The sequence below is a fragment of the Pseudooceanicola algae genome (assembly GCF_003590145.2).
Taxonomy (GTDB): Bacteria; Pseudomonadota; Alphaproteobacteria; order Rhodobacterales; family Rhodobacteraceae; genus Pseudooceanicola; species Pseudooceanicola algae.
This window is the reverse complement of record NZ_CP060436.1, coordinates 3,206,836-3,231,219: the sequence shown is the minus strand read 5'-3', so window position 1 is coordinate 3,231,219 and position 24,384 is coordinate 3,206,836. Positions and strand designations below refer to the sequence as shown.

Here is a 24,384-nt window from a genome sequence, read left to right as displayed (position 1 = left end):
CGACCGGCTCAGGCGACCCCTTCAGGGAGCCGGGGCGCGGCGGCGACCAGTTTCTGCGTATAGGGATGCTGCGGGTGTTCCAGCACATCCCCCGTCTTGCCCTCTTCCACGATAAGTCCGTTCTGCATCACCAGAACCCGGTCCGTGATCGACCGCACGACCGAAAGATCATGCGAGATGAAAAGGTAGCTCAGCCCGTAGCGCCCCGAAAGATCGGCCAGCAGATCAAGGATCTGGGCGCGCACCTGCACGTCGAGCGCGCTGACCGCCTCGTCCAGCAGGATCAGATCCGGCCGGGTGATAAGCGCACGGGCAATGGCGATCCGCTGACGCTGACCGCCGGAAAATTCGTGGATGTATTTCGACTTGTCCGCGGCGCGCAGGCCAACCGCCTCCAGCGCCTCGGCAATGGCAGCCTCCAGCGCGGCCCCCCTGGGCGGGGTCTCGGCCAGGTGGAAGGGTTCGCTGACCAGCCGGGCAACGCGGTGCCGGGGGTTGAAGCTGCCGTAGGGGTCCTGAAAGACGACCTGCATGCGCCGGCGCACCGCCGGATTGGGCTTGTCTCCGGTAAAGACCGGTTCTCCGCCCAGGCGGATCGTGCCCGCCTGCACCTGTTCCAGCCCCAGAATCGCCCGCGTCAGGGTCGATTTTCCGCAGCCCGACTCCCCCACCAGCCCAAGGCTTTCCCCGGCCTTCAGTGTCAGGGAGACCCCCCGCACGGCCTGAAACGCGGGCCGCGGACCCAACAGGCTGCGGCGGGGCATGGGATAGCTGCGGTGGACATCGCGCACCTCCAGCAGGGGGGTGTCGCTGCCATGCGGCACGATCTCGGGGGCATGGGTCGAGGCGGCCAGCAGCGCGCGGGAATAAGGATGCTGCATGGTCTGGAACAGCGTCACTGCCGGCCCCTGTTCGACCACGCGGCCCTTCTGCATGATGGCAATGCGGTCGGCCATGCCCGCGACCACCGCAAGGTCATGCGAGATCATCATAAGGCCCATGCCATCTTCGCGCACCAGCCGCGTCAGCAGCGCCAGGATCTGCGCCTGAGTGGTCACGTCCAGCGCCGTGGTCGGCTCGTCCGCGATCAGCAGACGCGGACGCAGGGCGATGGCCATGGCGATCACCACCCGCTGCCGCTGCCCGCCCGAAAGTTCATGCGGATAGCGCGACAACGGGAACAGATCAGCAGGAAGCTCGACCCGTTCCAGCGCAGCCCGTGCCAGCGCCAGGGCCTGCCGGCGCGAGGTCCTTTCGTGGATGCGGATGGTCTCGGCCACCTGGTCGCCGATGGTCTGAAGCGGGTTCAGCGCCGTCATCGGTTCCTGAAAGACCATGCCGACCGCGCGACCGCGCAGCGCGCAAAGCCGGGCTTCGGGCAGGTCCAGCATCTGGTTGCCGTCAAGGGTGATGCGCCCCGATGCTGCCGCGCCTTCAGGCAGCAGTTGCATGGCTGCAAAGGCCGTCATGGACTTGCCCGAGCCGCTTTCACCGATCACGCCAAGGATCTCTCCCGCCGCGACCTGCAGGCTGACCTCGTGCAGGATCTCCTGCCCATGGATGCGCAGGGACAGGCTGTCGATATCGAGCAAAGTCATTCCCGGCCCCGCCGCAGTTTCGGATCCAGCAGGTCGCGCAGCCCGTCGCCCATCAGGTTCAGCCCCAGCACGGTCAGCAGGATGGCCAGACCGGGGAACAGCGCCATGTGCGGGGCAAAGGTGATGAAGGTCTGGCTGTCCGCCAGCATCCGCCCCCAGGAGGGCACGGGCGGCTGCGCGCCCAGACCAACATAGCTGAGCCCGGCTTCCGCCAGCACCCCCAGCGAGAACTGGATCGTGCCCTGAACGATCAGCATGTTGAGAATATTGGGCAGGATATGTTCACGGCTGATCCGCCCCGCTCCCTTGCCCGCAACCCGCGCGGCCAGCACGAAATCGCGCTGCCACAGCGACAACGCTCCGGACCGGGACAGGCGGGCAAAGACCGGGATGTTGAAGATTCCGATGGCGATGATCGCATTTGTCGCCGAAGGGCCCAGGATGGCAGTGATCATTACCGCGATCAGCAGGGCGGGAAAGGCAAAGACCAGATCGTTGCCCCGCATGATGAGCTCGTCCAGCAAGCTGCCGCGCCGCGCCGCCGCCCAAAGGCCAAGCGGAACCCCCAGCCCCATGCCGATGCCGACCGCCAGCACCGCCACGGCGATAGAGGTCCGCGCGCCGACCATGATCATCGACAGGATATCGCGCCCGAACAGATCGGTGCCCAGCCAATGCGTGGCACTTGGCGGCTTGATCTTGTTGGCGATATCAAGGGTGGCGACATCGTAGGGCACCCAGACAAAACTGATCAGCGCGGCAACCAGAAAGACCCCGGCCAAGAGCCCGCCAAGGATCAGCCCGCGCGACCGCAGCGCCATCTGCAAAGTCCCGGTCATCGTGCGTTCCTCAGCCGCGGGTCAATCAGCGCATAGGCCACCTCGACCAGGAAATTCACCAGGATCACTGCGAAGACCAGAAGCATGACGACGCTTTCCACGACAATCAGATCCCGCGCCGAAATCGCCTGAAAGATCAGCCGCCCGAGTCCGGGCAGGTAGAAGACGTTCTCGATGATGATGCCCCCGGCCAGCAGGAAGGAGAACTGCAAGCCGATGATGGTCAGCACCGGGATCATCGCATTGCGCAAGGCATGGCGCCACAACGCCTGGCGCCGCGTCAGCCCCTTCGCGCGGGCGGTGCGGATGAAATCCTCTGCCAGCGTGTCCAGAAGGGCCGAGCGCATGACCCGCGCCAGGATCGAAGCCTGCGGCAGGGCCAGCGCAATGGCGGGCAAGGTCAGGCTTTTCATCGCGGCAAAAAAGCCCTCGTCCCATCCCGCAAACCCGCCGGCGGAAAACCAGCGCAGGTTCACCGAGAAGACCAGCACCATCAACATGGCGAACCAGAAGTTTGGCAGGGCCACCCCCAGTTGGGTGACCCCCATAACGCCGAGATCAACAGCACTTCCGCGCCGCGAGGCCGCCCAGACCCCGACCGGAATGGCAATCGCCACGGTCAGGCTGAGGGCAAAGAGCGCCAGCGGCAAGGAAACCTGCAAGCGATCCGAAATCATCTCGGCCACCGGAATTCGGTAGGAATAGGAGATGCCAAAATCCCCCTGCAGCAACCCGCCGGCCCATTGCAGATATCGGGTCACCGGCGCCTCGGTCATCCCAAGCTCTTCGCGCAAGGCAGCCAGGGTATCCTCTTGGGCATTCACCCCAAGCATCACCTGCGCCGGATCCCCCGGCATGACCTCGATCACCGCGAAGATCACGATTGAGGCCACGAAAAGGCTCACCACGAGCGACAGAAGCCGTTTCAGAACATAGTGCAGCATCAGAAGGCCATTGCCCCGCCTGGATGCATCACAAGCAGGGGCTCTGCCCCAGAGCGGCACTCCGCTGCGCGCACTGCCGCTCTTCCCCGGGATATTTCCGACAGGGAAACATGTCGGTCCGGACACAATTGAAAAGGCGGGACAAGACCGGTCAGGCGCACGTCTGTTCGTTTCCCTGTTTCAAATATCCCCGCCGGAGGCATCTGCCGTGTGGGGAAGGAGGCCCGGCTGATCGATAGGGCCCGCCGGTGCCCGGAAGGACCGGCGGGGTTAATGCTTCATTCGTCCCAATATACGCCAGTCACGTCGGCCGCCTGGGTCGGGGCATTGACCCAAAGGCCCTCTACCGCCCGGTTGGCAACCGTGTGCAGCGGAAGCTGGAACAGGTAGCCGTTGACGTAGTCTTCGGCGATGGTGGTCTGGGCCTGTTTCAGCAGGTCGGATCGGGTGTCGGGATCGCTTTCGACGTCGAGATCGGCGAGCACCTGGCGGAAGTCCGCATTGTCATAGCCAAAGTAGTAATCGGGGTTGGCGTAGATGTTGATATCCATCGGCTCGGTGTGGCTGATGATGGTCAGGTCGAAATCATGCGCATTGCGGAAGGTGGATTCCAGCCACTGCGCCCATTCGACATTCTCGATCTGCGGCTCGATCCCGACGGCGCGCAGTTGGGCCGCCACGATCTCGCCTCCCCGGCGCGCGTAGGAGGGCGGCGGCAGGGTCATCTTGACCTTCAGAGGCAGGGTGACACCCGCTTCTTCCAGCAGGGCCCTGGATTTCTCGGGATCGTAATCCGACATGTCGGTCAGGTCGACGTAATCAGGGTTATGAGGCGCAAAATGGGTGCCGATCGGCGTGCCATACCCGAACATGGCCCCGTCGATGATGTCCTGACGGTTGATCGCATGGGCGACAGCTTCGCGGACCCGTTTGTCGGAGAAGGGTTCGCGCGCGTTATTCATGGCGAGGATCGTTTCGCCTTCGGTCGAGCCGATCAGCACCTTGAACCGCGGATCCGCGTCGAATTGCGGCAGGTTCTCCGGCGCCGGGAAGGCCGCAAAGACATCCACGTCGCCGGCCATGACGGACGCAAAGGCCGCCGAAGGGTCGGAGATGAACTTGAACGTCACCTCGTCCAGCAGGGCCGGTTCGCCCCAGTACTCCGCGTATCTGTCCAACTCGATGGAATCGCCCTGGATGCGGCTGGCGAAGGTGAAGGCGCCGGTGCCCACGGGATGGGTCTTGATCTGGTCGATGCTTTCGGGCGCGACGATCACCGCATCACCCCAGGCCATCTTGAACGGGAAAGCGCCGTCCGGCGCCGACAGCGTCACCACGACGGTCAGCGGGTCGATCACCGCGACCTCGGAAATCCCTGCGAACAGCGGTTTCTGCGCATTGGTGCTGTCCTCGGCCCGCGCGCGATCCAACGTGAACTTCACGTCCTCGGCATCGAAATCGGTGCCATCGTGGAAGGTCACGCCCTCGGCCAAATGGAAGGTATAGGTCAGACCGTCGTCGGAGACATCCCAGCTGCGCGCCAGACCCGGATTGACCGAGCCGTCGGGCCCGAAACGCGTCAGCCCTTCCAGAACGTTGGAATAGAGCACCTGGTCGATGGCCCCGGCGGCATCCGATGTCGGGTCGAGATGCGGCGGTTCCAGTTGCAGCCCGTAGGTCAGGTCCATCTTGCCCTGAGCATGTCCGGCGGTGGCCGCCAGAGCCGCGCCAAGAGCCAGAACCGAAATCCGCGCCGCCTTGGTGAATTTATCGTTCATCTTGGTCTCCCTGTTGTCCGCATGGTTTTCCCATGTCGTGCGTCCGGCCCGTTCGTTTTGTCCCGGCCGCATCCCTGATCGGTCGCATCTTCCGTGCAATCCCGCACAAGGTCCAGTCGGCGGCACGGTCTTTTTCACCTCAGGTCGGCGCCTTGCCGGCCGTCAGCAATTCGACCAGCGACAGAGCCATGACTTCGGCCGATTGCAGCATGTCGTCGATCCCGATGTATTCATCCGGCTTATGCGCCAGATCGAGGATTCCCGGTCCATAAGCGATGCAATTGTGCAGCTTGCCGATGCGGGCGATGTGTTTCTGATCATAGGTCCCCGGCGAAACGACATATTCGGGGTCGCGACCATAGGTCTGGCGAATGGCGCGGGCGATGGATTGGACCACCGGCGCTTCCTTCCTGGTCATGGTCGGGGTCACGCCCCACATCTCGCGCAACTCGTAGGTGAAATTCTCGCGCTGGGATTTCACCCGTTCCAGCATGGCGCGGATCTCGGCCTTCACCTCTTCGGGGTCTTCCTCGATCAGGTAGCGGCGGTCGATCACCATGCGCGCAGAGTCGGGCACGCAGGCCGAAGGGAAACCGGTCTCGTCCTCGCCCGGTTCCGGCAGACCGCCGTGCAGCGAATTGATGTTCAGCGTCGAATGGCGCGCGCCTTCGGGGACCACCGGCATTTCGGTCGTCTTCGCGTGCAGGGCGGGGAACAGGTTCTCTTCCATCTCGTGCAGCACCGCGCCCATGTGGCGCACGGCGCAATCACCGAGGAAGGGCATGGAGCCATGAGCGATCTCGCCGAAGGTCTCGATCTCGGCCCACCAGACGCCGCGGTGGCCAAGGCAGATCCGGTCCGGGTTCAGCGGTTCGGGGATGATAACGTGCTGAACCTTGTCGAAAAAGCTCTTCTCCGCCAGGTAGGCGACCCCGGCATAGCCGCCGGATTCCTCGTCCACGGTGCCGGAAATCTCGATCGCGCCGGCCCAGTCGGGCACGACAGCCAAAAAGGCCTCGGCCGCGACGATGGAGGCGGCAAGTCCGCCCTTCATGTCACAGGCGCCACGGCCGTAGATCTTGCCATCCGCGACCTCGCCACCAAAGGGATCGCGGGTCCAGCCGCGCCCGACCTCGACCACGTCGGTGTGGGAATTGAAATGAACGCAATCGCCGCTTCGCGGGCCGTCCCGGCGCGCGACGATGTTCCAGCGCGGATAGCGGTCGGTATCGCCATGGGCGCCGATCGCGCGGATCAACTGGGTCTCGAAACCGGATGCGCTGAGCCGTTTGTCGAGAAATTCGCAGATCTCGCGGTAATGAACGCCCGGCGGATTGAGCGTCGGGATGCGGATCAGCGCCTGTGTCAGGGCGATCAGATCGTCGCGCCGGTCCGCCAGTTCCGCGCGCAACAGGTCACGCACCTTGAAATCGTGCATATCGGGATCGGGCTGATCGGAGTCGGGGCTGGAACCATGGTCATTCATGCTTTCACGCTGCGCGCGCAGGGGCTACGGTCTCAATACCGTATGAATACGGTATCGCGCCATTTTCAGGGGGAAGTCGGGAATGCCGGACAAGGAAATCACGCCACTGCCCGATCTGGCAGCAGCCGAAAGGCTGGCCTGGGACGCCGCGCCGGTCGGCCTGGTACTGGCCGAGGACCGGATGATCCGGGCCTGCAATGCCACCTTCTGCGATCTGGTCGCCCGCACCCGCACGGCGCTGATCGGTCAAAGCTTTCGCATCCTCTATGCCAGCCAGAGCGAATTCGACACGATCCGCGACATCGGCATCACGGCCCTGCGCGAAACAGGCGTCTATAGCGACGAACGGATGATGCGGCGCGCGCCTGCGGGCATGTTCTGGGTGCGGTTCCGCGCCCATACCCTGACCCCCGAAGCCCCGCTTGCCCGCATCGTGATGAGCTTCGCGCCCCTGCCCCTGGCCGAACCGGGCCGGCTGACCCCGCGCGAACGCGATGTGGCCGCCGGGTTGGCGCGCGGTCAGACCAGCAAGGAAATCGCCCGCGGCCTCGGCCTGTCACCGCGCAGCGTCGAAGATGTGCGCGCCCGGCTGCTGAAAAAGCTCGGGGTGCGCAACGCGGCCGAGCTGATCCGCCGGTTGGCCGGACCCGGCCTATAGGCCAGAGCGCCCCGAATCACCCCCACTTTCCGACCGGCGCGGTCGTCGAAAGCGGGACCAAAGGCTTACCTGCCACCCAGACATGGTTAACAAAAATCATCCATCGCGCGCTTTACAGCTATAAACGTCGAATGTTGAAAGTTGCCGCTAGGGCAATAAGGCGGCATGATTGCCGGACCCAATGGCGCTGCATATAGGCTCGTTCAGCCCTGACGGCTGAAAGCCATGTGAGATCCGATGAAAGCGCCCCTGAACCCTGACGAGACCGCGCGTCTTGCCGCCCTGAAGTCCTTCGAGATCCTCGATACGGATCCCGACCAGCCTTTCGACGAGGTGGTGCAACTGGCCTCGGCGCTTTGCGGCATGCCGATTTCACTGATCAGCCTGGTCGACGAGGAACGCCAGTGGTTCAAGGCGAAGATCGGCATCGATGCCGAGGAAACCACGCTCGAGGAATCGATCTGCGCCCATGCCATCCTGGAAAAGGACGGCTTTCTGGAAATCCGCGACACCACCAAGGACCCGCGGACGGCGGATAATCCCGCTGTCACCGGCGACATGAACCTGCGCTACTACGCCGGTGCGGTGCTGCGCAGTTCCGAAGGCCAGCCCATCGGATCGCTTTGCGTGCTGGATACCCAACCGAACGAGCTGACCCCGCTGCAACGCGATACCCTGCGCGTCCTCGGCCGGCAGGTCATCGCACAGATGGAGCTTGTCCGGTCCCTGAAACAAGCCGACCTGATGCGCCGCGAGGTAGATCACCGGGTGAAGAATTCGCTGCAATCCGTGTCCGCCCTGACCCGGATGCAGGAACGCGACGTCGACAACGAAGAGACACGCGCGGCCCTGGCCCATGTGCGCCGCCGGATCGAAACCGTGGCCGAACTGCATGAGCAGCTATATCGCGCCGAAAACAGCGAAACCATCGATCTGAACACCTTTGGCACCTCGGTCTGTCGGCTGGTCGGCGGCTCTGCCCCGCCCAATGTGCGCATCGATGCCAGTTGGCCCTATGCGCCGGTGGACGCCGGTGTTGCGGCCTCGCTCGGCGTGATCCTGAACGAATTCGCTGCCAATGCCTTCAAGCACGCCTTCCCGGACGGGCGCGAAGGGGTGATCGGCTGCGTCGCGACCCCGCGCGACGACGGGCGCTGCGATCTGGTGCTGTCGGATGACGGTGTCGGCCTGCCCGGCGGTGTAACCAAGCATCACGGGCTGGGCATGCAGGTGATCGAAGCCTCCGCCCGCCAGTTGGGCGGCACCTTCGCGCTGGAAACCGGGCCTTCGGGCACCCGGATCACGCTGGATTTCCCGCTGTACGACCCCGAGGACGCGCCGCGCCTCGAAGACGGCGCACTGGCCCGGATGTAGGCCAGCCCGGCGCAAATGAACGGCGTGGCCCGGAAAGGACCACGCCGGCAGGCAAAACCCGCATAACGCCGCAATCAGGCCCGGACCGTCAGAACCGCGACCGTCAGAACCGCGACTGCCAGAACCGCGACCGCCCGGAGCCCCGCATCAGTTGCCGATCAGCGTATAGAGCCGCTCGTCATACAGGCTGCCCGTCAGCATGTTCAGAACGAACTGCGGGTCCGCGTTTACGCCACCTTCGGAGGGAATGCCGGACAGTTGGTTCCGGAACGCCCGCTTTTCCGCGCTGTTTTCAGACGCCATCAGCGCATCCGAGCCGTTCCACATTTCGACAATGGTCATGTGGTTGGATCGGTTGGATTGCGTCAGGATGTCGAAACGCAGGTTGCCGTCCTGATCCCGGCCGAAATCGGGCAGGCTCTTGACCAGTTCGATGCCACAGGGGCCATTCGGATCCACCTGGCGGCCGCAGGGGGCGAATTGTTCATCCGGGATGATGTCGGCATGAGTGACAGCATAAACGGTTGATGAATCGCCCGCCGGAAGCGACGCGGGATCGACCGCGGCCAGCCCGACATGGGGTCGTTCATCGTAAGGCGCATAAAGCATCGGCTCCAGATCCTTGCGGAACATCTGGGTATGATCCGATGCCGCATGGGCCGCGCGCGCCTCAGGACCGCTCCAGGCTTCGAGGATCAGGAACTGGTTGTCCTGCCCGACGCGCTGCAACCCTTCGAACCGCAGATTGCCATCCTCCGACTGGCTTTCCGTGGTCTGGTCCTTGATCAGCGCCCTGGCCTTGTCCATGTCCGCGGGATCGACCTCGATATAGGTCACGATGAATGTCGGTGTGTCGGACAGGACAGTCCCGTCGGACATGGTGGTGTCGGCAGGTGCCGCAGTCGCCGAGACGGCGACCAATGCGGCAACCCGCAAAGCCGAAGTCAGTTTCATGTACATTGTTTCCTCCTCGAAAAATGTGCCCCCGTTGATCCGCCCCAAAGGGCTGATCGGCAAAGTCGCACGTCCCTTGCGCAGCGGGGACATCAGCGCAGCGGACGCATTGCAAATGGCTGAAATCAGGCGCGGGGACGGCTCTTTCCGGACAGGCAGAACAATGGCGAACGGCCCTGCATTCTCAATTTATTTCAATTGGTTGCCCAATCTTCCCTCACCGCCTTCGAATTCACCAATCGCGCAATAGGTAAATGAATTGTCATAAAAATGGCATCATATTTATTGATATGAACACACTGTCCTGGCTGATAGGGAGACACCCGATCAGCACAGCTATCGCGCAATGTGAAAGGAATAATCGCGGCTGCGATTTTGCGGCCAATCGCCTTGCGCCGCCCCGACTGGTCACCAGACCGCAAAGCACTTAAACGACAGGTCTTCCAGACCCTTCGCCGCGCCCCCTGATCCGGCCGCGAAGCCTAGACCAGCACGTCGCAGGCCGTGCGGATCGCCCGGATATTGTGCCCATAGGGGGCGGGATCGGCAACCGACCCGCCCTTGAACACCGCCGAGCCGGCCACCAGGACATCCGCCCCGGCGGCCTGCATCAGAGGCGCGGTTTCGGGAGTGACGCCGCCATCGACCTCGATATGCACCGGACGGTCGCCGATCATGGCGCGCAGCCGACGCACGGTCTCGACCTGCGAATGAATGAACTTCTGCCCGCCGAAGCCGGGGTTCACGCTCATCACGCAGATCAGATCGACCATGTCCAGCAGTGGCGCGGCGGCCTCGACCGGGGTGCCGGGGTTCAGCGCCAGCCCGGCCTTGCAGCCCGCTCCGCGAATGGCCTGAAGCGTGCGGTGGATATGCGGCCCGGCCTCGACATGCGCGGTCAGCACATCGGCCCCGGCATCCGCATAGGCATCGATATAGGCATCCACGGGCGAGATCATCAGATGCACATCCATGACCGTGGTGATGTGCTTGCGGATCGCCTTGCAGAGCTGCGGACCGAAGGTCAGATTGGGCACGAAATGCCCGTCCATCACATCGACATGCACCCAATCGGCGCCCTGGGCCTCGACCGCTTCGATCTCGGATCCGAAATTGGCGAAATCGGCGGACAGGATCGACGGGGCGATCTTCAGCGCACGGGAAAAGGACATGACGGGGCTCCGGATCAGATGAACACGGGCCTCATATAGGGGTCCAGCCCCCACAGGGAAAGCTTTGACTGGCGGGACGTCGCAAAGAGGCCCCGCCAGGAACCACGACAGGGTCAGCCGTGCAGGGCCTTCACCCGCTCGACTTCCTCGCTGGCACCGAAGACCAGTGGGCAGCGCTCATGCAATTCACTGGCGCTCTTGTCGAGGATCCGCTCGGATCCATCCGTGGCCAACCCGCCGGCCTGTTCCACCAGGAAGGCCATCGGCGCGACCTCGTATACCATCCGCAACCGGCCCTTCTCATAACCCTTGCGCGCGTCAGCGGGATACAGGAACGTGCCGCCCCGCGTCAGGATGCGGTGGGTTTCCGCTACCAGCGACCCAACCCAGCGGAAGTTCATGTTCTTGCCCTTGCCGCCGGTTTCCCCGGCTTCGCATTCCTCCACATAGACCCGCACCGGGACCTGCCAGTGTCGCCGGTTCGAGGCATTGATCGAATATTCCTTCGCCGCCTCAGGCACCGCCATCGCCTTGTCCGCCAGCGCGAAAACCCCGGTTTCCGGATCAAGGCAGAACAGCATCGTGCCCGCCCCGAAGGTAATCCCCAGCAGGCATTGCTGCCCAAAGGCGATATACCCGGCCGCGATCTGCTCCGACGCCGGGCGCAGGAAGCTCGCCTCCGGCGTCTCGGCCGCCTCGAAGATCGAAAAGATCGTACCGATGGTGACGTTCACGTCGATGTTGGAGGACCCGTCCAGCGGATCGATCGCCAGCGCATAGGCGCCCTCGGGATCAAGGCTCAGCACGCTTTCCTGCTCTTCGCTGGCATAATGGCGCACCCCGGCGGTCCGCAGAGCGGCTTCGAACATTTCGTCGGCCATCACGTCCAGCGCCTTTTGCTGGTCACCGTCCGAGTTTTCGCCCACCCCGGCCGCCAGCGACGGCCCCAGAGCCCCGCGCGCAACCACGGCCGCCACCTTGGCACCGGTGGCGCAAAGCGCCTCGATCGTCGGAAAAAGGTCTGCAGGAATAAGATCGGGATCAATTGCAGGCATGAAAATCTCCTTGGGCCATTGCCGCACTTATTCCACACCCTGCGCGGCAGAAAAACGCCTTTCAACGCTCCCGAAGGGATGTGAGCGGTAACGCTCGCAGAAACAGCGCCCCGCGCCTCACCCGGGCTCCAATCGTTTCCCTGTTTCAAGTATCCCGGGGGTGAATTGGCCCCGCAGGGGTCAAGAGGGGGCAGCGCCCCCTGACACCGCTTCGCCCCCAACAAGCCCTTCACCTTCCCGCTCATGGCTGGCATCATCTCACGTCTCCACCCCGCGCCCGGACCAGCCTGAGGATCCACATGCCCGAACTCGACCCCGATCTGATCGAAGCCCCCTCAGCCATGCAAAACCATATCGGCTATCAGGTCACCGGCTGGCGCGAGGGCTATGCGCGCCTCGAACTGCCGCTCGAAGATTTCCTGATGAACCGCTACGGCATCCTGCATGGTGGCGTGCATGCGATGATGTGCGACACAGCGATGGGGTTTGCCGGCTGCTACACAGGCGACCCGGATCACCGCCTGCTTGCCATGACACTGAACCTCAGCACCAATTTTCTGGCGCAGGTCAAGGGCAAGCTGCTGATCGCCGAAGGGTTCCGTACCGGTGGCGGCGCCCGAACCTTCTTCGCCGAGGCCAGGATTTCAGACGACCTCGGCACCCTTGCCGCCACTGGTACCGGCGTCTTCCGCATCCGCAGCGGCAGCTGAGCCGCTCCCTGTCATCTGGCCGAAAATACTCCGGGTGAACTGGGACCGCAGGTCCCAGGAGGGCAGCGCCCTGCCTGTCAGAACAACGCCGCCGCCCGGAAGCCCTCGGGGATGGCGTCACGCCCCTCCAGCACCAGTTCGGCCATGACCTCGCCCACCTTGGGCGCCATGCCGAAGCCGATCTTGAAACCGCCGTTGGCGATGAAATGCCCCGGCCGTGCGGGCCAGCTCCCCAGCATCGGCGCCCGGCTTTTGGCCCGCGGGCGCAGACCCGCCCAGCGTTGGATCACCGGCGCGCCCAGCAGGGCCGGCAGCGCGGCACGCGCCGCCGCGATCACCTCGTCCAGCTGCGCATCCGTCTCGAGCCCGTCGAAGTCACGCTCACTTGTCGACCCGATGGCGACCGTGCCATCTGCGTGGGGCACGATATGCACCCCCCCGGCAAAGATCTGCGGCAGGTTGTGTGCCGCATGGCGCAACAGGGCCGCCTGCCCCTTGATGCCGGTCCCGACCATGCGACCCGCCTGCCCGCTCATCTCGGCAAGACCGGCGGCGCCCGTCGCCCAGAGCACAGCTCCCTCCTCCGCGCCTTCATCCGGGGCCTCCGTCAAGATCTCGGCCCCCGCGGCGCGGATCGCCCCCGCCAGCGCTTCGCAGGCGCGGCGGGGATGGATACGCCCGGTCAGGCTGTCCTCGACCAGCCAGCCAGAGGGAGTCTGCGGCTCCCAGGGCGCGCCCGTCGCCGCGATCACCTGCCAACGCGCCGCGCCCTGCCACAGACGGGCCGCACTGTCTTCGCGGGCATGGGCAAGCTCTACCGCCCGCGCATCGGCCAAGGGTTGCAGCCGGCCACTGCGGGCATAGCCCGGATCGCGCCCCGATATGGCGGCGACCTCGGCCCAACAGGCTTCGGCCATCAGCAGGCTTTCCAGCTGGAACTGCTTCTTGTCGTTCCAGTTCTCGGGCACATGCGGCGCCAGCGCCCCGACGATCCCGCCAGAGGCCCCCGCCGCCACTCCGCCCGGATCCACGACCCGCACCCGTGCGCCGCGTTTCAGACAGGCCCAGGCACAGCTCAGCCCGAAGATCCCCGCGCCCCGCACCGTCACGTCCACGCTTGCCATTCCGCCCACTCCGCTTCATCCTGCCGACCCTTACCCCCCTCTCGTAAAGGTTCCCGCCATGCAGGACCAGCCGCCCGAGCTGGATTGGACCGAGGACGACGTCCCCGTGGCCACCCGTTTTGACGACCCCTATTTCAGCCTCGGCAACGGGTTGCTGGAAACCGGCCATGTCTTTCTGGCCGGGAATGCCCTTCCGCAACGGTTCCGGGACGGGTTCCACATCGCCGAACTGGGCTTTGGCACCGGGCTGAACCTGCTGGCCGCGCTGCGCCTGTGGCGGGACAGCGGCACGGCCGGTCGCCTGCGCTTTACCACCTTCGAAGCCTACCCGATGGCACGCGCTGACATGATCCGCGCCCAGGCCGCCTTCCCCGAGATCGCCGACCTGACAGAGGAGCTTTCCCCGCATTTCGGCAAGAGCGCTTTTACCCTTGGTGATCTGGACTTCCGCCTGGTTGCGGGCGATGCGCGACAGGCGCTGCCGAACTGGGATCAACAGGCCGATGCCTGGTTCCTCGACGGTTTCGCCCCCGCCAAGAACCCCGAGCTTTGGGACCCCGCGCTGATGCAGGCCGTATGCGATCACACCGCAGCGGGCGGCACGGCGGCGACCTACACCGCCGCCGGCCATGTGCGCCGCGCCCTGGCCGAAGCCGGGTTCGAAGTCACCCGCGCGCCGGGGTTCGGCCGCAAGAGACACATGACCCAGACCCGAAAGCCCACGGAACCGGAATGACACAACAGAACACGAAGCTCGGGATCTGGCTGATGATCCTGACCACGGCGGTCTTCGCCATCCAGGACGGGCTGTCGCGCCACCTGGCAGGGGAGTACAACACCCTGATGGTGGTGATGATCCGCTACTGGTTCTTCTCGGCCTTCGTCATCGCGATGGCGGCGCGCAAAACCGGCGGCATCCGTGCCGTGGCCCGGTCGCGCAAACCGGTGCTGCAAATGTTCCGGGGCGCGCTTCTGTCGGTCGAGGTCTGCGTGATGGTCGCGGGCTTTGCCTATCTCGGGATCATCAACACCCAGGCGATCTTCATCGCCTATCCGCTGCTGATTGCCGCCCTGTCGGGCCCGATCCTTGGCGAACAGGTCGGCTGGCGGCGCTGGTCCGCGATCGGGGTCGGCTTTGTCGGGGTGATGATCATCATCCAGCCGGGGGTCGGCGTCTTTTCCCCCGCCGCGCTCCTGCCGCTGACCGCCGCGGCGATGTTCGCGATCTACGGCCTACTGAACCGCTATGTCGCGCGCTACGACAGTTCGGCCACCTCGTTCTTCTGGACCGGCACGATGGGCGCGGTGGTCATGACCCTCGCCGGCATCTGGTTCTGGGAACCGATGAGCCCGCCCGACTGGGGCTGGATGGCCCTGTTGTGCGTGGGCGGCATGCTGGGCCACTACCTGCTGATCCGGGTCTACGAAATGGCCGAAGCCTCGGCCGTGCAGCCCTTTGCCTATTTCCAGCTGTTCTTCGGCGCGCTGGTCGGCATGTTCATCTTCGGCGAGGACCTGCATCTGAACGTGGTGATCGGCGCGACCGTGGTCATCAGCGCCGGGCTATTCACCCTTTGGCGCGAGCGGCAGAAGCGTTGATCCCTTCAGCTCCACACTGAAAGGCACCGGCCGGGGGTCAAGGCCCAGCCGGGCGCGATAGACCGGCAGGCTTTCGGCCACCCGTTGAACATAGTTGCGGGTCTCACGGTAGGGGATCGCCTCGATCCAGTCGACCACATCGACCTCCGGGTCGCGCGGATCGCCAAGGCTTTGCAGCCATTGCTCTGCCCGCCCCGGACCCGCGTTGTAGCCGACCGACATCAGCAGGACATTGCCACCAAAGCGCTGCCCCAGATCCGCCAGGTAGGCCGAGCCGAGAGCCGCATTGTGCTGCCAATCCTCCGTCAGCCGCGCCTGACTGTGGTCTGTGACGCCCAGATCCCGCGCCATGTCGCGTGCGGTGCCCGGCATCAGCTGCATGAGACCACCGGCACCAGCGCCGCTCATCACCGCGGGGTCAAATTCGCTTTCACGCCGGGCGATGGCCAGCGCCAGTTCGGGATGCACCGGCAGATCCATCCCGGCCAGCGGGTGCAGCGCATAGTAATGGCGCGGCAGCACGATGCCCCGCCCGGCAGCCCATTTGCCGATCATCACCTGCAGATGCGCATCGCCCCAATCCTCGGCCATGGCACCAAGCGCGGAAAATCCATCTTCATCCAGGCGGTTGGACAGGCCAAGCAGGAACAGCTCGGCCCGCCAGCCTTCCCCGGCAGAGCGCAGCAGGGCGGCGGCTTGCCGCAAGTCAGACCCGGCGAAATCCGCCCCTTGCCAACGGACGGCAGAGGGGGCTCCCGCCAGCGTGGGATCAGACGGCATCCCGGCCTTTTCCGCCGCCAAAAGGCCGTAAAAGCTGGTCTGATGCGCGCCGCCAGCGCGATAGGCCGCCTGCGCGGCTGCCTTGTCGCCAAGCGCCTCCTGCGCGCGCCCGATCCAGTAATAGGCCCGCCCGAGCGAGATCGGGGTTTCCACCCCACCGCGCAGCCGTTCGAAATGGCCAAGCGCGACCTCGGGCTGGTCCAGACGCTGCAGGGCGATATAGCCCGCCAGCCATTCCAGATCGGCAAAATTGCCGCCCGCTGTCAGCTGGTGGTGGGCGGCAAGGTCATAAGCCAGGTCGTTGTTCCCGGCGCGCATTTCCTCGCGCACATAGGCGCGGCGTTCGCTCGCCCAGGCATCGGGGCGATCAAGGCCACCGGGGATGCGGCTTTGACTGACCATCAGGGTCTTGGCATCGCTGGTCCGGCCCTGCGCCACGCGGGCGCGGAAGCGGGCATAGGCCAGGGTGCCATCAAGACGATCCTCGGCAGGCAGGGCAGCGATGGCCGCATCCGCGCCCTCGGCCCCGACCCGCGCCAGGCGGATCGCCTGGGCCAGCGCCCAGTCACCCGGTTTGGCGACATCCTTCATCGCCTGAATTTCTTCGGCGCCGCTTGCCCAGTAGAGCATGTTCAGCCGGTCCCCATGATAGGGGGCCAGCAGGTCCTGGTTGCCGACAAGGAAGGTCGCCTGCAACGTCGGGCTGAGGCGCAGATTGCGCCAGGCGGCAATCAGCACCGCATCCGCCGCATCGCCCTGCCCCTGCTGGCGCAGCGCATCAGCATAAGCCAGCGTGCCAAGGCCGGTTTCCGGCGGTGAAGAATGGAAGAAGGCCAGCACCTGCGCGGCATCGGCGGCAGCAAAGACGCCTTCGTTGCGCGACCGCAGCAGGTCCAGCCCCGGCCAGTCCCCGTGATCGCCAAGGAAATCGAGCACCTCCTGCGCGCTGCCTTCGCCGTCACGCAGCCGTGTCCATTCGATGATGTCGACGGCGACCGGGCCATCCCGCAGGGCAATCTGCGCGGCGCGGTCGTAATCCCCCGCCCGCGCCGCGATCAGCGCCCAGTGCAGGTGGCGTGGTACCACCGCCCGCGACGGAGCCAGCGGCCCCTGGGTGATTTCCGCCACGACCTCGTCCGGTTCGGACTCCGCCGGGACAGAAGCGGGATCAGACGGCGCCGCCTCACCCAGCGGCGGGGTCACCGACCGGGCCGGAGCAAAGCCGGACTGGGCCTCTGCCCCGGTGCCGGACAGCAGGCATGATGTCACGAAAAGCGCCGCAAACCGCGTTGCCATCTCTTGTTTTGCCCCAAGCTTGTGGATAGACGCTGCCACAATACCCCGCCGCGCGCCGTGCTCAACTCACTTTCACGGCAGCGCGACATTAGATCCGGGTCAGTGCGGATTCCCGCCGCCCGCCATGATGAAAGGAGCGTGTCATGTTCACAGGGTCCCTACCCGCACTGGTCACGCCGTTCAAGGACGGCGCGCTGGATCTGGATTGCCTCAAGAAGCTGGTCGACTGGCATATCGAGCAGGGCTCGACCGGGCTGGTTCCCGTCGGCACCACCGGCGAATCCCCGACGCTGAGCCTGCGCGAGCATGAAATCGTCATCGAGGAAGTGGTGAAATTCGCCGCCGGCCGGATTCCGATCATCGCCGGCGCGGGCGCCAACAACACCGTCGAAGGCATCCGCCTGATCAAGCATGCAGCCGAGGTCGGCGCCGATGCCGCCCTGGTCGTGACGCCCTATTACAACAAGCCGACACAGCGCGGCCTGGTGGCGCATTATACCGCCATGCACGATGCCGCCGACCTGCCCATCGTGATCTACAACATCCCCGGCCGCTCGGTCATCGACATGAAGCCCGACACCATGGCCCAGATCGCCCGGCTGCCGCGCATCATCGGCGTCAAGGACGCAACCGGCGACCTGGCCCGCGTTGCCCAGACCCGGATCGCCTGCGGGCCGGAATTCTGCCAGCTTTCGGGTGAAGACGCGACCGCCGTGGGCTTCAACGCCATGGGTGGGGTCGGCTGTATTTCGGTCACGGCAAATGTCGCGCCGAAACTCTGCGCCGCGCTTCAGGCCGCCACGCTTGCGGGCGATTACAAGACGGCGCTGGAATGCCAGGACCGCCTGATGCCCCTGCACGAGGCGATCTTTGTCGAGCCGGGCCTTTGCGGGGTGAAATTCGCCATGTCCGAGCTGGGCCTGTGCAGCGCCGAAGTCCGCCTGCCCCTGACCGAGCTTGAAGACAGCACCAAGGCCCAGATCCGAGCCGCCATGGCGCATGCCGGCCTGACCGAAAAAGCTGCCGCCTGAAGCGGATCCGGCGACACGGGCCTGCGCCCGCTGCCGCCGGACCGGTTCAACCCCCGGTTTCGAAAATTCGCAGGGACCTGCGAAGACCTATTGGAATGCGCGTCGATTACTGCTACAAGGTCTTTGCAGACGTTATCTATTTCGACCACTGTCTCCCTAACCGGCGTTCAGCTTTCGATCCAGACCAACAACGCCGAGCTGTCGCGTAGTGCGGACAGGTATACTTAGGAGACTACGGATATGGCCACTGGCACCGTAAAATGGTTCAACACCACTAAAGGTTTTGGTTTCATCGCACCCGATGGCGGCAGCAAAGATGTCTTCGTGCACATCTCTGCCGTTGAGCGCGCTGGCCTCACCGGTCTGGCCGACAACCAGAAAGTGACCTTCGACATCGAATCCGGCCGTGACGGCCGTGAGTCGGCTTCGAACATCGCTCTGGCGTAAGCCTTTCGACCGAAGACGATACGGAACGCGGTGCCCCAGGGCGCCGCGTTTTGCATTTCAGGGGCCTGCATAGCGCCCCACCCCTGCAGCGCCCGCCCCCGTGCAGCGAAGACCCCGCCAGTCGGCACGACGCTGCCGCAGGCCGGCGCGATGCTTCGCCCTGCTTCCCCAACAAGCTGATCGAATCGGTCGTTCCCTTGTCCCTGGCACGGGACGCCCAAAGCTGTACGCTTGGGCCGGATCGCTGCGGGCCGGCGATCTTCGTTGCTGTGCCCCCTCCCCGCCGTCTGGCGGAAAGGGGGCACGGGGCGATCAGACGCCCGCGTCGATGATGGCCTGCGCCAGGATCGGCACCGTGGCCGTGTTCAGACCGGCGATGTTCATCCGCGAATCACCAACCATGTAGATCCCGCTGTCGGCTCGCATCTTCTGCACCAGTTCCGGTGTGGTTCCGAGGCGCGAGAACATGCCGCGGTGCTCCCCGAGGAAGGCAAAGCGGTCCGACCCCGAGAGGCGCTGCAATTCGCCCGCCAGCTGCTTGCGCAGTTCCAGCATGCCCAGACGCACGTCTTCCAGCTCGGCCTTCCAGTCGGCGCGCAATTCGGCATCCGACAGGATCGTGCCGACCACCCGCGCGCCGTGATCCGGCGGGAAGGAGAAGTTCTGACGATTGAGGAAGGCCAGCATCCCCTGGGTCACGTCGCGACGCGAGGTATCCTTGCCGACAGCCATCAGCAGGCCGGTGCGTTCGCGGTAGATCCCGAAGTTCTTGGAGCACGAGGCCGCGATCAGCAGTTCCGGCACGTTTTCCGCGACATATCGGGTGCCGGCGGCATCTTCTTCCAGACCATCGCCAAAGCCCTGGTAGGCGATGTCGATCATCGGCACGGCACCCTTTTCATTCAGGACCGCGACGACCTCTTTCCACTGCACCATGTTCAGGTTGGCGCCGGTGGGGTTGTGGCAGCAGCCATGCAGCAGCACCACGTCGCCCGGCTTCAGCCCGGCTTTCAGATCGGCGATCATGCCGTCGAAATTCACGCCACCCGTTTCGCTGTCGAAATAGCGGTAGGGAATGGTTTCCATGCCGAGGTACTTCAGGATCGACAGGTGGTTCGGCCAGGTCGGATCGGAAACGAAGACCCGTGCGCCCGGTGTGGCGCTCTGGGTCAGTTCGAAGGCCTGACGCACGGCACCGGTGCCGCCCGGCGTGGTCACCGCGGCGATCTGGTCGCCCGGCACACTGTTGCCCAGCACCAGGTCGATCATGGTGTCGACATAGACCGGATCACCGGCGAGGCCGGTATAGGCCTTGGTGGTCTGCTCTTCCCAGATCTTCTTCTCAGCGGCCTTTACGGCGCGCATCACCGGGGTCACGCCTTCGGCGTTCTTGTAGACGCCGACGCCCAGGTCAATCTTTTCGGCACGCGGATCGGCCTTGTAGAGGCCTATCAGCTCCAGGATCTTGTCGGCGGGTTGTTCCTTGAGGGTCTCGAACATCAGTCTCTCACTCTCCGGTGGCCAGGGGCAGGGTGGGGAAGGCCCCCCATTCCGCCCACGAGCCGTCATAAATTGCATGGTCGGTCTTGCCGATCCGTTCCAGCGCCAGGCACAGGATCGCCGCCGTCACGCCCGAACCGCAGCTGGCAATGATCGGCTTGCCAAGGTCGACGCCGGCCCCTTGCAGAACCCCCGTCAGCGCGGCGGGTTCCTTCATCAGCCCCTCTGCAGTCAGCAGATCGGCGAAAGGCACGTTCCTTGCGCCCGGAATATGGCCCGCGCGCAGGCCTTCGCGGGGCTCGGGCACCTCGCCACGGAACCGCGGGGCGGCGCGTACATCGACAATTTCGTAATCGCCCAGCTTGCTGGCGGCGCTGACCTGGGTCACGTCCTTCACCATCTGGTTCTGGCGGCGCACGGTCATGTGGCGGTCGCGGATCAGCGGATCGAGATCCTCGACGGTGTGGCCGTCGGCAATCCATTTCGCCAATCCGCCATCCAGCACCGCGACATCGAATTGCCCCATCAGGCGGAACAGCCACCAGACGCGGGCGGCGGAAAAGATGCCCTGGCTGTCATAGACCACGACCTGATGGCCGTCCCCGACCCCCATGGCCCGCAGCCGCGACATGAATTTTTCAACCGGCGGCGCCATGTGCGGCAGCTCGGACCGGTGGTCGCTGATCTCGTCGATGTCAAAGAAACGGGCGCCGGGTATATGGGCGGCAAGGTATTCCGCCCGTCCGTCGCGCCCCGCACCGGGCATGAACCAGCTTGCATCCAGAACCCGAAGATCGGGGTCCTTCAGGTGCTGCGCCAACCAGGTTGTCGAAACCAGTACCTTGGGATCATCCTGCACAGAACCGCGCCTCTCAGGTCAATTCACGGGGAAACCGCTGATTCCCTAGCCGCCCTGTCGCAAATGCGCAAGGGCAGGCAGGCTCCGCGACCTTAGCGGTTATCCTTCAGCAGCCGCTGTTTCTGCCGTCCCCAGTCGCGCTTGGCTTCGGATTCGCGCTTGTCGTGGGCCTGCTTGCCCTTGGCGATGCCGATCTTGATCTTGGCCATGCCGCGATGGTTGAAATACATCACCAGCGGCACCAGGGTCATGCCCTTCCGCTGGGTTTCGCTCCAGAGGCGGGACAATTCCTTGCGCGAAACCAGCAACTTGCGCCGCCGCCGGTCTTCGTGACCGAACATCGCCTGCTCGTAGGGGGCGATATAGGCATTGACCAGCCACAGCTCTCCGTTGTCGACGGTCGCATAGCTTTCGGCGATGTTGGACTGGCCGATGCGCAGGGATTTCACCTCCGACCCCATCAGCTGGATGCCGCATTCCAGGTCATCCGCGATCGCATAATCAAAGCGCGCTCGCCGGTTTTCGGCGATCACCTTGTAATTCGGGTCTGATTTCTTCTGTATCATGATCGCGCCTCTTTACGTCAGACCCGAGGGCCATGTCCATCAGGTCTGCTTTCGCAGGGTCCCGGCCCTATCCCGACGGTGCCAAGGCCCACCAGCCTTTCGGCAAGAGAGCCGAAAGGTTTTCCCTGTAGCGATAGGATGTTTCCTGCGAAGGGTTAAGTTGTGCGCAAGGAGGGGAATTTCAATATGTCCGATACGATGAAGCCGGTCGATCCGCAGGTCATGCAGCGGATCGTCCTCGCACGACGTCCCCAGGGGTTTCCCGTGGCGCAGGATTTCCGGCTTGAGGAAACCGGGATGCCGCGCCCCGCGGCGGGCGAGGTTCTGGTGCAGGCCACCTACATGTCGCTTGATCCCTACATGCGCGGACGGATGGATTACGTCAAAAGCTATACCGCCCCACAAGAGCTGAACCACACCATGGGCGCTGGCGGTGTGGGCCGGGTCATCACCTCTCGCGATCCGAAGTTCAGCAAGGATGATCTTGTTTTCGGCATGTTCGGCTGGGCCAGCCACGGCTGCCTGCCGGGTCGCCAGTTGCGAAAACTGGACCCCGCGCTGCCGCCTTCGACAGCCCTTGGTGTGCTGGGGATGCCCGGTTTCACCGCCTGGGCCGGGCTGGAGGTCCATGGCCGGATGAAGCCGGGCGAGACTTTGGTCGTGGCCGCCGCTACCGGGCCTGTCGGCTCCATGGTCGGGCAATTGGCGAAACAGGCCGGGCTGCGAGTCGTCGGCGTGGCCGGTGGCCCCGAAAAATGCGCCATGGCCGTGGATACCTTCGGCTTTGACGCCTGCATCGACCACCGTGCCCATAACAGCGTGCTCGACATGATGGAGGCGTTGCACAGGGAATGCCCCGACGGCGTCGACATCTATTTCGAAAACGTCGGCGGCCATGTGCTGGGCGGCGTGCTGCCGGTGATGAACACCCATGGCCGGATCATCATCTGCGGCATGATCGCCTGGTATTCCGGTGAAAGTTGCGAAACCGGGGACATGGCGCTGCAAAAGCTGTGGCGCATTGCGCTGGTCAAGCGGCTGACCGTGCAGGGCCTGCTACAGACCGATCATGTCGGCCGGTTCGGTGAATTCCTGACCAAGGTCGCCCCGCCTGTCACCTCTGGCGAGATTGCCTATCTCGAGGACATCGCAGAAGGGCTCGAAAATGCGCCCGAAGCCTTCTTCGCGATGCTGAAGGGTGGCAACAAGGGCAAGCAGATCGTCAGGATCGCCTGACCCCGGAACGTGAAACGGGCCGAAGGTTTCCCCCGGCCCGATTTCGTCAGACATTCCGCAAGAGCCGTCAGCCCAGCTTTTCGTCGAGGATCTGCGACAGGTCCTCGTAGCTCATGTTGCCATGGCTTTCGCCGTCGATGATCAGCGTCGGCGTGCCCGTCACCTCGTCTGCGGTCGCGTTCTGCTGGAACCAGGCGACCAGGGTCTTGGCCTTCTCCTCGTCCGCCATGCAGGCGTCGACCTGGGCTTCTTCCAGGCCCACGACCTTACCCAGACGGCGCAGGTTGTCTGCGATCCCGGCTTCGGTTTCGGCCCCCTGCAACCAGTTGGCCTGCTGGTCGTAAAGCATGTCGGCAATGCCGAAGAACCGCATCCCGCCGTCGCATCGCGCGATCAGCGACGCCCAAAGACCGTAGCGGTCAAAGAAGACATCGCGGTAGATGAACTTTACCTTGCCGGTGTCGATGTAATTCGTCTTCAGCTGGTGAAAGACCGTGTCGTGGAAGGACTTGCAATGCGGGCAGGTGAAGGACGCATATTCGATCAGCGTCACCGGTGCATCCGCGTCGCCCAGCACCATTTCGGTGATCGATGAGGTGTCGATCGCGGCGACGTCTTCCCCGGCGGCCGGATCCATTTCCGTCTGTGCGCTGTCCTGCTTGAAGTAGAAGTAGCCGCCGCCGACAGCCACGAGGGCAACCGCGGCAATACCGCCTCCGATGAGGGTCCTGCGATCCATCGAGGATTCCTTTCCTAAATTCCGGATGTCTTTAATACGTTGCGCGCCAGAGTCTCAAGCGCGGCCTTCAGCCCTTCGTCGCGGATGCCATCCGCAACCTCGGCCGCCCGCGCCAGCAGTGCCGGGTCGGGCGGAGGCGGGCTCAGGGGCTTTTCGCGGGTTCTGAAGGCGACCTGGCCTTCGGCAAAGCCCGTTGGCGCCGTCTGGGTGATGTTGATCCGCGAAATGGCGTTGTAGCCATAGGTCGCGTTCACCCGCTGACGCAGGGTTTCCTTCTGCATTTCCAGCACCGGGGCATGGGCCCCCGTGGTCAGCAGCACCAGTGTCGCGCCCAGATTGCCACTGCCACGCGGATAGGTCACCTTCACCGGGCGTGCGATGGCCGAGATCTCGGTACCCGCGACTTCTTCCCAATGGGTGATGATGCGCGCCTCGGCGAACCCGCGGGTTTCACCGGCTTTGCGGATCCGCGTCTCCATCAGACCGTGGGCGCGGGTAAAGCCGTAGGTTGTCGTCTTGCGGCGCGGCATGGGTTGCATCCTCTGGTTCGGCGCTATTCTAGTCCAAGATACGCTGCAAACCAGCGCAAAGCCCAAGGCCGGCAACGAGGAGCCATAAAGATTGCGTGAGACCCCCATA

General features: G+C 64.4%; 23 protein-coding genes. 8 read left to right on the top strand and 15 right to left on the bottom strand.

Features of this window, described 5'->3' with window-relative positions:
* Nucleotides 1–8 precede the first annotated feature (8 nt).
* The 5 genes from PSAL_RS15110 to PSAL_RS15090 all read right to left on the bottom strand — a co-directional run bounded on the left by PSAL_RS15110 (nucleotide 9) and on the right by PSAL_RS15090 (nucleotide 6,597).
* A complete protein-coding gene (locus PSAL_RS15110) occupies nucleotides 9–1,598 on the bottom strand; it encodes an ABC transporter ATP-binding protein (RefSeq protein WP_119839387.1) in 1,590 nt (529 codons plus the stop codon).
* A complete protein-coding gene (locus PSAL_RS15105) occupies nucleotides 1,595–2,437 on the bottom strand; it encodes an ABC transporter permease (protein ID WP_231388537.1) in 843 nt (280 codons plus the stop codon). The genes PSAL_RS15110 and PSAL_RS15105 overlap by 4 nt, the downstream gene beginning before the upstream one ends.
* The gene (locus tag PSAL_RS15100) at nucleotides 2,434–3,381 is read right to left on the bottom strand and encodes an ABC transporter permease (protein WP_119839386.1); all 948 of its coding nucleotides are present in this window, start codon (nucleotides 3,379–3,381) and stop codon (nucleotides 2,434–2,436) included. The genes PSAL_RS15105 and PSAL_RS15100 overlap by 4 nt, the downstream gene beginning before the upstream one ends.
* Before the next feature lie 278 nt (nucleotides 3,382–3,659).
* On the bottom strand, nucleotides 3,660–5,159 hold the full coding sequence (locus PSAL_RS15095) for an ABC transporter substrate-binding protein (RefSeq protein ID WP_119839455.1): 1,500 nt from the start codon (nucleotides 5,157–5,159) through the stop codon (nucleotides 3,660–3,662).
* A 139-nt stretch (nucleotides 5,160–5,298) separates the two neighbouring features.
* Nucleotides 5,299–6,597, bottom strand: a complete 1,299-nt coding sequence (locus PSAL_RS15090) for an acetylornithine deacetylase/succinyl-diaminopimelate desuccinylase family protein (RefSeq protein WP_119839454.1) — start codon at nucleotides 6,595–6,597, stop codon at nucleotides 5,299–5,301.
* A gap of 130 nt (nucleotides 6,598–6,727) precedes the next feature.
* Here PSAL_RS15090 and PSAL_RS15085 point away from each other — a divergent pair, with 130 nt between their 5' ends.
* A complete protein-coding gene (locus tag PSAL_RS15085) occupies nucleotides 6,728–7,303 on the top strand; it encodes a LuxR family transcriptional regulator (protein ID WP_119839385.1) in 576 nt (191 codons plus the stop codon).
* A 237-nt stretch (nucleotides 7,304–7,540) separates the two neighbouring features.
* The gene (locus tag PSAL_RS15080; RefSeq protein WP_119839384.1) at nucleotides 7,541–8,677 is read left to right on the top strand and encodes a histidine kinase dimerization/phosphoacceptor domain -containing protein; all 1,137 of its coding nucleotides are present in this window, start codon (nucleotides 7,541–7,543) and stop codon (nucleotides 8,675–8,677) included.
* Between the two features lie 147 nt (nucleotides 8,678–8,824).
* On the opposite strand, the gene PSAL_RS15075 is transcribed toward PSAL_RS15080, so the two are convergent.
* The 3 genes from PSAL_RS15075 to PSAL_RS15065 form a co-directional block, all read right to left on the bottom strand.
* Nucleotides 8,825–9,637, bottom strand: a complete 813-nt coding sequence (locus PSAL_RS15075) for an antibiotic biosynthesis monooxygenase (protein WP_196222795.1) — start codon at nucleotides 9,635–9,637, stop codon at nucleotides 8,825–8,827.
* 476 nt (nucleotides 9,638–10,113) lie between these two features.
* Entirely contained in the window at nucleotides 10,114–10,803 is a 690-nt protein-coding gene (rpe, locus tag PSAL_RS15070; RefSeq protein WP_119839382.1) for a ribulose-phosphate 3-epimerase, read from the bottom strand.
* 113 nt (nucleotides 10,804–10,916) lie between these two features.
* Nucleotides 10,917–11,858, bottom strand: coding sequence for a class 1 fructose-bisphosphatase (locus tag PSAL_RS15065; protein WP_119839381.1), 942 nt, complete (start codon nucleotides 11,856–11,858; stop codon nucleotides 10,917–10,919).
* A 299-nt stretch (nucleotides 11,859–12,157) separates the two neighbouring features.
* Between PSAL_RS15065 and PSAL_RS15060 the strand changes: the two genes are divergently transcribed.
* A complete protein-coding gene (locus PSAL_RS15060) occupies nucleotides 12,158–12,568 on the top strand; it encodes a PaaI family thioesterase (protein ID WP_119839380.1) in 411 nt (136 codons plus the stop codon).
* Between the two features lie 77 nt (nucleotides 12,569–12,645).
* Here the strand turns inward: PSAL_RS15060 and PSAL_RS15055 are convergent, their stop codons facing one another.
* Complete coding sequence (locus PSAL_RS15055) at nucleotides 12,646–13,692, bottom strand: NAD(P)/FAD-dependent oxidoreductase (RefSeq protein ID WP_119839379.1); 1,047 nt, start codon at nucleotides 13,690–13,692, stop codon at nucleotides 12,646–12,648.
* 58 nt (nucleotides 13,693–13,750) lie between these two features.
* Between PSAL_RS15055 and mnmD the strand changes: the two genes are divergently transcribed.
* A complete protein-coding gene (gene mnmD, locus PSAL_RS15050) occupies nucleotides 13,751–14,428 on the top strand; it encodes a tRNA (5-methylaminomethyl-2-thiouridine)(34)-methyltransferase MnmD (protein WP_119839378.1) in 678 nt (225 codons plus the stop codon).
* Nucleotides 14,425–15,291, top strand: coding sequence for a DMT family transporter (locus PSAL_RS15045; RefSeq protein ID WP_119839377.1), 867 nt, complete (start codon nucleotides 14,425–14,427; stop codon nucleotides 15,289–15,291). The genes mnmD and PSAL_RS15045 overlap by 4 nt, the downstream gene beginning before the upstream one ends.
* Here PSAL_RS15045 and PSAL_RS15040 read toward each other — a convergent pair.
* Entirely contained in the window at nucleotides 15,256–17,340 is a 2,085-nt protein-coding gene (locus PSAL_RS15040; protein ID WP_231388536.1) for a lytic transglycosylase domain-containing protein, read from the bottom strand. The two genes, PSAL_RS15045 and PSAL_RS15040, sit on opposite strands and share 36 nt — an antisense overlap.
* A gap of 170 nt (nucleotides 17,341–17,510) precedes the next feature.
* On the opposite strand from PSAL_RS15040, the gene dapA reads away from it, so the two are divergent.
* Together dapA and PSAL_RS15030 are read left to right on the top strand one after the other, a co-directional pair.
* Nucleotides 17,511–18,398: a 4-hydroxy-tetrahydrodipicolinate synthase gene (gene dapA / locus PSAL_RS15035; protein ID WP_119839375.1), complete on the top strand. Its 888-nt coding sequence runs from the start codon at nucleotides 17,511–17,513 to the stop codon at nucleotides 18,396–18,398.
* A gap of 240 nt (nucleotides 18,399–18,638) precedes the next feature.
* Nucleotides 18,639–18,845 (top strand): cold-shock protein, encoded by a 207-nt coding sequence (locus tag PSAL_RS15030; RefSeq protein ID WP_119839374.1) that lies wholly within the window; start codon nucleotides 18,639–18,641, stop codon nucleotides 18,843–18,845.
* Between the two features lie 312 nt (nucleotides 18,846–19,157).
* Here the strand turns inward: PSAL_RS15030 and PSAL_RS15025 are convergent, their stop codons facing one another.
* From PSAL_RS15025 to smpB, 3 genes are all read right to left on the bottom strand, one after another.
* Nucleotides 19,158–20,345, bottom strand: a complete 1,188-nt coding sequence (locus PSAL_RS15025) for an amino acid aminotransferase (RefSeq protein ID WP_119839373.1) — start codon at nucleotides 20,343–20,345, stop codon at nucleotides 19,158–19,160.
* 7 nt (nucleotides 20,346–20,352) lie between these two features.
* On the bottom strand, nucleotides 20,353–21,204 hold the full coding sequence (gene sseA, locus PSAL_RS15020; RefSeq protein WP_119839372.1) for a 3-mercaptopyruvate sulfurtransferase: 852 nt from the start codon (nucleotides 21,202–21,204) through the stop codon (nucleotides 20,353–20,355).
* A 92-nt stretch (nucleotides 21,205–21,296) separates the two neighbouring features.
* Complete coding sequence (smpB, locus tag PSAL_RS15015) at nucleotides 21,297–21,770, bottom strand: SsrA-binding protein SmpB (protein ID WP_119839371.1); 474 nt, start codon at nucleotides 21,768–21,770, stop codon at nucleotides 21,297–21,299.
* 186 nt (nucleotides 21,771–21,956) lie between these two features.
* Here smpB and PSAL_RS15010 point away from each other — a divergent pair, with 186 nt between their 5' ends.
* Nucleotides 21,957–23,006 (top strand): NADP-dependent oxidoreductase, encoded by a 1,050-nt coding sequence (locus tag PSAL_RS15010; protein ID WP_231388535.1) that lies wholly within the window; start codon nucleotides 21,957–21,959, stop codon nucleotides 23,004–23,006.
* Nucleotides 23,007–23,073: 67 nt separating this feature from the next.
* Here PSAL_RS15010 and PSAL_RS15005 read toward each other — a convergent pair whose 3' ends face one another.
* Both PSAL_RS15005 and PSAL_RS15000 read right to left on the bottom strand, forming a co-directional pair.
* On the bottom strand, nucleotides 23,074–23,745 hold the full coding sequence (locus PSAL_RS15005; RefSeq protein WP_119839370.1) for a DsbA family protein: 672 nt from the start codon (nucleotides 23,743–23,745) through the stop codon (nucleotides 23,074–23,076).
* Between the two features lie 14 nt (nucleotides 23,746–23,759).
* Nucleotides 23,760–24,275, bottom strand: coding sequence for a DUF721 domain-containing protein (locus PSAL_RS15000; protein ID WP_119839369.1), 516 nt, complete (start codon nucleotides 24,273–24,275; stop codon nucleotides 23,760–23,762).
* Nucleotides 24,276–24,384 lie beyond the last annotated feature (109 nt).